A 7,304-nucleotide genomic window follows, 5' to 3' on the forward strand; every position below is an offset into this window, starting at 1 on the left:
CCGGGCGGTGCTCGCCCAGCAGATGCGCCGTCGCACCGGCGTCGGTGAAACCGCCAAAGGTGTTGGTAGAGCGGGCCGCCCACTCGCCGGTCATCATCAGAGCGGCGGCGCCGACCACCACCACGAAGGCGCCCAGCACGGTGTCCGCGCGTTCGTAGCCCATGAACCGGGGCGTGATGCGCTTGTCGACGACGTTGGACTGCTGAAAGAACAGCTGCCACGGCGCCACGGTGGTGCCGACGATGGCGATGATCAGCAGCACGGCATCCGAGCTGATTCCGCCCGCAATGCCGGGCACGACAAACGACTTCGCCGCCTGTCCCCACTGCGGATGTGACATCAGCAGCATCGGGATCTGCAGCAGCGTGACCGCGATGAAAATGAACATGGCCCGCTCCCATCGACGGAAGCTGCCGCTGGCCATGATCGCCACCAACGCCACCGCCGAGATCGGGACCACAATGTATTTGGAGACGCCGATGTACTCGGCGGCCAGGCTGATGCCGATGAACTCGGTGACGATCGTCAGGAAGTTGAGCAAGAACAGGTCGCCGACGGAAAACCAGCCCCAGCCGCGGCCGAAGCGTTCGTTGATCAGCCGGGCGTGCCCGACCCCGGTGACCGCGCCGAGCCGGACCACCATTTCCTGGTTGACGATGAGCACGGGGATCAGCAGCAGCAATACCCACAGCAGTGAGTAGCCGTAGTCCTGGCCGGCCTGGGCGTAGGTGGCCACCCCGCCCGCGTCGTTGTCGCCGACCATCACGATGATTCCGGGCCCGACGATCGCGAGCAGGGTCAGCAGCCGCGTTTTCCAGGTGCGGGCGTGCTCGGTTTCCCCCACGCTGATGCGCCCGAACGCACCCTCGATGTCACCCAGATGCGCGCTGTCCAGCACCGCGGTGCGCCGGGCATGCGCGGGCTCGGGGCGTTGCGCTGCCTGCGCGTCGGCCCGGGTGGCGTCCTGTTCGCCGGAGCTCACTGCGCGCTTCCTCCCCTCGGCGGCGTGTCACGGTCGTCGGCGGTGGTCTCGCGGATCGGGCGCGGCGCGGGCTCGCGGCGGCGCCAGTCTTCGGGGATGGTCGCCTCCAGCACGTCGTCAACGGTCACCACCCCGAGCAGCCGATCCTGCTCGTCGACGACGGGGATGGAGTAGAGATTGAAATCCGCCATCAGCAGCGCGATGTCGGTCAGGTCGGCGTCGGCGTTGACCCGCACCGGATCGGAATCCATCAGGGCCGCAAGGGATTCGGCGGGATCGACCTGCAACAGGTTGATGACCGAGACGACACCGTCGAGTCGTTTGTCCTCATCGAGCACATGCACCTTGATGAGCGCTTCCGGTTGGATGCTGCGCGACGCGGCGATCAACGCCAACGCCTCGCCCGCGGTGGCGGTGGCCGAACAGGTCACCGAGTCGACATTCATCAGCCCGCCCGCGCTTTCGGGGTTGAACCCCATCAGCGTGATGACCTTGGTGCGCTGCGGGCCGGGCATCAACTCAAGCACACGCCGGCGCCGCGACTGGCGCAGGTCGGCGATCGCGTCGCGGGCATCGTCGGCGCGCATCCGGCCCAGCAGCGCGGCGACCTCGTTGTCCGGCATGCCGTCGAGCAGCCGACTGGCCTTTTCCGGATCCAGCTCCTCGAAGACGTCTGCCTCCAGCTCCGGGTCGCTGTGCACCCGGTCGAGAATCTCGCCGCCCTCGGCCTTGTCCGCTTCTTCGAGAAGATCGGCGATCTCGGCGGCCTTGAGGTCGCCGAACCGGTCCGACAGTCGCCGCACGGCATCCGAGCGTGCGTGGCCGATCAGCGGCTCGAACGCCTTCCAATCGCGAGACGCGTGCCCGCCCGAGTGCTTGATCAGCCCGAACAACCGCGGCGGACGGCGGGTGTCCAGGCGGGTGACCATCCAGCCCTGGCCGGCCTGCTCCAGCTCGATGTCGTAGGCACGCACCAACTCGACGGTGGCCACGTCGATCAGCCGGTGGCCCAACACATCGGTGCGCAACAGCACCTCACCCTCGCGGCGTTCGAACCCGCGAAGGTCAACCTTGTTCTTGGTCAACAGAACTCGATCCGTGGAGTATGCGTCGATGGATTTGTCACCGATGAAGACGCGGCGCCCGCCGACCCCGGCCACGATCCCGGCCACCAGCGGATACTCCTCGGCTCCCCGCAGCCGCACGATCACGTCCTCGACCCGGCCCACCGTTTCCCCGGAGCGGGCCAGCACGGGGGCGCGCAACAGCTGAGAGAGGTGGATCACTGGCTGCCCGGCGCGTGGCTTGGATGCCTTTTCCGATGTGCCCACGTATCCCTCCTCAAGGCGGTACGACCTAACCCGCGGACAACCTACCTCGGAAACTACGTAGTGCGGTGCCATGTACGGCTTCAGATCGGATCACTGGCGCGCAAGCATCATCGTGTGACCGACTCGGCCGCCAGAGCGTACGCCCTCGTCATCGCGGGCTACTACCGCCAATAGGTAAACAGCAGAAGGCCATTCGGATTCGGCGACCGTTTCGGGCGGCTATTGCTTGTCGACTTTTCCCGCGATCTGATTGGCGATGCTGACGCCCGCGTCCCCGACGTCCTTGCGGCACGCGTCGACGTCGATGACGACGTTGTTGCGAACGGTCAGCGCCCGCTGGCAGGGCATGGTCACGCTGTTCCCGTTCGAGGAGATGGTGATGGTCACCGGAGCGCTCAACACTCCGTTGGCGTTGGACACCTGGCCCACCTTCCACTGAAGTTCCGGCTTACCGTCCGCGGCCGGAACGGTGTCCTGGCGGTTGGCGCAGGCGGGCCAGCGCTGAGTCGACGTCGTGAAGAACGCGCTCGCCTGCTCGGGCGACGCAAACAACACCACAAATTGGTATACGTCAGGGCTTTCCAGCTGATCGGCCCCCGCGGGAGCCGGCGCCTGGTCGTGGTAGCCGTACACCGCGGTGCTTCCACTGTCGGCGTAGACCGACGCCAACGCCGCGTGAGTGCTGTATCGGCATTCGGCGGGAAATGTGTAGTCCGAGCGCTGCACCGGGTCTTCCACCAACTTGGTGACCGGTGGGTCGCTCGTCGTCCCGGTGACGCCCAGCACGGTACCGATATCGTTCGGCGAGAGCATCAGGTCGGGCAGTCCGGCCTGCGCCAGGGGAGTCTTCGGCGCGGCCGCCGTGCTGGTGGTCGACGACGAAGCGGCGCCTCCGGCGTTGTCGCCACCGCACCCGGCGATCAGTATTGCGGCGGCGGCAATGGCAACTGCAGCGGTCAGCTGGCTCCTCATGCGCATGGAGCCTACGACAGCGGGGCGGCGTCGCATGTGGATTTGCCGCATATGCGCTCGCGTGCAGGCTCTTACGGCAGCGACGGCCGTTGCGCGCGAAGTCGGCGTCAGAAGCTATGTTCGCTGAATGTCCGCAGTCGAATTCACCTCGGTATCGCCAATCGTCCCCGTCCGAGACCTGGACGTCGCGCTCGACCGGTACCGCCGGCTCGGTTTCGACGCCCGCGCGTACAAGGGCCCGGACCAATACGGATTCGCCGATCGCGGGTCGGTGTCGATCCACCTGACCGAGTGGGCCGAGCACGACCCCTTGCGCACCGCCGCCAGCGTGTACTTCTACGTCAGCGACGCCGATGCCCTCTACGCCCAGTGGGCGGCACTGGAGAACCTCGGCGGTCGCCTGATCGCCCCGCAGGACACACCGTACGGCCTGCGCGAATTCGCCTACGTCGATCCCGACGGCACCGCCCACCGGGTCGGTTCACCCCTGAGCCGACCTCAGGCTGATTCTGTTGCGCGAGAGGGCGTTTCGTCAGGGGACGGGGTGTAGCTGGCCTGGCTGCGGGCCAGCGCCACCGTCGCTGCCCCCATCAGCGCAACCGATAAACCCAAGGCCACCCAGCCGATGTCGTTGGTGCGCAGCGTCTCACCCAGCACGGTGACACCCAGCGCCGATCCGACGATCGGCTCGGCGACGGTGACCGCCGGCAGCGACGCGGTGAGCGGGCCGGCCCGAAACGCCGACTGCTCCCAGGCGGTGGCGGCGATCGCCAGCACCACCCACACGTACAACTCGGGCGTCCGCAACAGCGCCGGGATACCGCGGTCGAGCTGGTCGACCACGCCCTTGGTCAACACCGAAAACAGCCCCACAGCGCGCCGGACATCAGGCCCAGCAACAGTGCGCCGACCGAACCCGGGAACATGCGCGCGCCGATCACGCACAGGGCCAGCGCCGGACCCATGACCAACGCCACGACGGTCCACGTGTGAACCGACCCGCGCGGGGTGCCCTGCTGGGGGTCGCCGACCGTCACCACCACCGCGACGGCGACGGCGAGCAGAACCGCCCAAATCCCTTGCCGCCGTGTGATTCGGCGATGTGCTACCCGTGCGCTGATGAGCAACGCGAACAGCAGCGAGGTCACCAACAGCGCCTGCACCAGCACCACCGAACCCAGGCCCAGGGCGGCGGCCTGGAAGCCGAACCCGGCCGCGGCCACCAGGCTGCCCGTCCACCACTGCCGGTCGCGCAGCAGCCGGCGAAACAGGGCGACGGTGCCGACCGGTTTGTCGGTGACTTGCTGTGCGGAGCGCTGCTGGACGACGTCCCCGGCGCCGACCATCAGGGCGGCCGCGACCGCGAGCAATGCCGCGATGCCCGTCTTGCTCACGCCGGTCTCCTAGCCACTATGGCGGGCCATTCCACTTGTCGCACAATCAACTTCGCATGCAGGGCTGGCCTACGCGGTGCGTCAGCTGTTGCGCCGGATCTTGAGCGCGGTGGTGATCATCGGAATCTGCATCGGCAGCCGGGCCAGGGCGACCAGGCGCATCGGCCACGGCTTGTCCCACCACAGCCGGCACATGTTGACGTTGCCCGGAAAGACCCCGACGAACAACGCCACGGCGGCCAGCGCTGCGGACCGCCGGGTGCTCCGCGGCACCAGCAGCGCCCCGATCGCCAGCTCGGCCACGCCCGACGCGTAGGTATAGAGCCGCGGGCTACCCGGCAGCTCGACCGGAATGATGGAGTCGAAGGGTTTTGGTGCGACGAAGTGCAGGGTGCCGATGCCGAGCAGCATCGCCGCGACACGGTAGGCGAGTTGCTGGGTGGCGTCGCGACCGGCGTGAGGGAGGGTTGTCATGGAGCCATTGTGCCCATAGCGGCGGTGGCTTACCCGCGGTCGGCGTCGGTGAAGCGGATGATGCCACGGATGTTGCGGCCCTCGAGCATGTCGCGATAGCCGTCGTTGATCTGCTCGAGGGTGTATTCCCGCGTCACCATGTCGTCGAGATTGAGCTGCCCCAACTTGTACAGCTCGAGGATCGCGGGGATGTCGTACTGCGGGTTTCCGCCACCAAAGATGCTGCCCTGCAAGCTTTTCTGCAGCAGCGAGAGTCCGGCGAGGTTGAGCGTGACATCGTTGGCCAGCACGCTGGCCATGCCGGTGAGGCAGCACACCCCACCCTTGGCCGTCAGCCCCATCCACGACTCGACGTCTTTGCCCTCCACGTGGCCCACGGTGACGATCACCTTGTGGCACATCAGGCCTCGCGTGGCCTCGGCGATGCAGGCCGCGGCGCTACCCACGTCCGCGAACGCCGCGGTGGCCCCGAACTTGAGCGCCTGTTCGCGCTTCCACTCGTAAGGGTCGACGGCGAATATGCGCCGGGCCCCGGCGATGCGGGCGCCCTGCAGCGCGGCGACGCCGACGCCGCCGATGCCGATGACCGCGACGTCCTCGCCCGGCGAGACCGCCGCGCTGCGCACCGCCGAGCCGTAGCCGGTGGTCACCCCGCAGCCCACCAGGCAGGCCACGTCGAACGGGATCGTCGGATCGATCTTGACTACCGACGTCTGGTGCACCACCACATACGGCGCGAAGGTGCCCAGCAACGACATCGGGATGACTGGGACGACTTGGTGGCCTCTTGCCACTGTGACACGAAACGATCCGTCGGAGACCGACCGCCCCGACAGCAGGCCCATGCCGAGGTCACAGAGGTTGCGCAGTCCGGTCTGGCACGGCGTGCACTTCCCACACGACGGGATGAACGACATGACGACGTGGTCGCCCACGGCCAGGTGTTCGACGCCCTCGCCGATCCCGGTGATGATGCCGGCGCCCTCGTGGCCCCCGAGCACCGGATAGCTCGGGATCGGGAAGTCGCCCGTCATCAAATGGTGGTCGGAGTGGCACAGACCGGCCGTCTCCAACTGGACGGTCACCTCGCCGCGGCGGGGATCGCCGATTTCGATCTCTTCGACCGACCATGGCTCGTTCAGTTCCCAGACCAGCGCACCTTTGGTCTTCAACGGTTGGCCTCCGTTTTTACCCGAACCGCTTAATTGTTAGCGCCGTCACACGAGCCCGGCCCACTGAACTTAGACCATTACTATTGTCTATACAGTATTTGATACGATTCGCGGCGTCTGACCGCCCACAACAACGAGGTTGAGAACATGGGAACACCCGTCATTGTCGGAGCCGTCCGGACCGCTATCGGCCGATCGTTCAAGGGGACGCTGGTTAACACCCCGCCCGAGACACTGATCACCGCCGTGCTGCCCGAGGTGGTCCGCAGATCGGGCGTCGATCCCGCCGACATCGACGACATCATCTTCGCCGAATCCCATTACGGCGGTGGCGATCTCGCCCGTTACGCGGCGACCGCGACGGGCCTAGACCACGTTCCCGGGCAATCGGTCAACCGGCACTGCGCGGGCAGCCTTACCGCCATCGGCAACGCCGCGGCGCAGATCGGCTCGGGCATGGAACGGGCGCTCATCGCCGGCGGGGTGCAGTCGCTGTCGATGACGCCGCTGACCAACTGGCGGATCCCCGGCCCCGAGCTGAAGTTCGAGGAGCGCTGGATGCCTCCTACGCACGTGGAGACGCCCGACGCGCCCGCCAAGGACATGTCCATCACGGTCGGCTGGAACACCGCGCAGGCGGTCGGCATCACGCGCGAGGAGATGGACGCCTGGGCGGCCCGCTCGCATCAGCGCGCCGTTGCCGCCCAGGACGCCGGCAAGTTCGCCGACGAGATCCTGCCGCTGAAGATCACCCAGTTCGATGGCTCGGTCACCGAGTTCGCCGTCGACGAGCACCCGCGCCGCGACACCACCATCGAGAAGCTCGCCGGCCTGAAGGTGCTGCACCCCGAGATCGAGGGTTTCTCGATCACGGCGGGCAACAGCAGCGGCACCAACGACGCCGCGGCCGCGGTCGCGCTCGTCGACAGCGACTACGCCAAAGCCAACAAGCTCAACGTGATGGGCACCGTCAAGGCCT

General features: G+C 67.2%; 7 protein-coding genes and 1 pseudogene. 2 read left to right on the forward strand and 6 right to left on the reverse strand.

Features of this window, described 5'->3' with window-relative positions:
• The 3 genes from A9W96_RS29835 to A9W96_RS29845 form a co-directional block, all read right to left on the reverse strand.
• Positions 1-898: NRAMP family divalent metal transporter (locus tag A9W96_RS29835; RefSeq protein WP_197499703.1), on the reverse strand; the 898-nt coding region annotated here is incomplete at its 3' end.
• Between the two features lie 80 nt (positions 899-978).
• On the reverse strand, positions 979-2,313 hold the full coding sequence (locus A9W96_RS29840) for a magnesium transporter MgtE N-terminal domain-containing protein (protein WP_067144745.1): 1,335 nt from the start codon (positions 2,311-2,313) through the stop codon (positions 979-981).
• A 219-nt stretch (positions 2,314-2,532) separates the two neighbouring features.
• Positions 2,533-3,285, reverse strand: coding sequence for a sensor domain-containing protein (locus A9W96_RS29845; protein WP_067144747.1), 753 nt, complete (start codon positions 3,283-3,285; stop codon positions 2,533-2,535).
• A gap of 127 nt (positions 3,286-3,412) precedes the next feature.
• On the opposite strand from A9W96_RS29845, the gene A9W96_RS29850 reads away from it, so the two are divergent.
• Positions 3,413-3,835 (forward strand): VOC family protein, encoded by a 423-nt coding sequence (locus A9W96_RS29850; protein WP_066876022.1) that lies wholly within the window; start codon positions 3,413-3,415, stop codon positions 3,833-3,835.
• Here the strand turns inward: A9W96_RS29850 and A9W96_RS29855 are convergent.
• The 3 genes and pseudogenes from A9W96_RS29855 to A9W96_RS29865 all read right to left on the reverse strand — a co-directional run bounded on the left by A9W96_RS29855 (position 3,784) and on the right by A9W96_RS29865 (position 6,325).
• Positions 3,784-4,679, reverse strand: a pseudogene (locus A9W96_RS29855) (DMT family transporter). The gene A9W96_RS29850 and the pseudogene A9W96_RS29855 overlap by 52 nt on opposite strands.
• Before the next feature lie 81 nt (positions 4,680-4,760).
• Positions 4,761-5,153 carry a hypothetical protein gene (locus A9W96_RS29860; RefSeq protein ID WP_067144749.1) on the reverse strand — a complete coding sequence of 131 codons (393 nt, stop codon included), beginning with the start codon at positions 5,151-5,153 and terminating at the stop codon, positions 4,761-4,763.
• 29 nt (positions 5,154-5,182) lie between these two features.
• Entirely contained in the window at positions 5,183-6,325 is a 1,143-nt protein-coding gene (locus A9W96_RS29865) for an NDMA-dependent alcohol dehydrogenase (RefSeq protein WP_067144751.1), read from the reverse strand.
• A gap of 147 nt (positions 6,326-6,472) precedes the next feature.
• On the opposite strand from A9W96_RS29865, the gene A9W96_RS29870 reads away from it, so the two are divergent.
• Positions 6,473-7,304: thiolase family protein (locus A9W96_RS29870; RefSeq protein WP_067144753.1), on the forward strand; the 832-nt coding region annotated here is incomplete at its 3' end.

Source organism: Mycobacterium sp. 1245852.3 (genome assembly GCF_001669335.1).
Lineage (GTDB): Bacteria > Actinomycetota > Actinomycetes > Mycobacteriales > Mycobacteriaceae > Mycobacterium > Mycobacterium europaeum_A.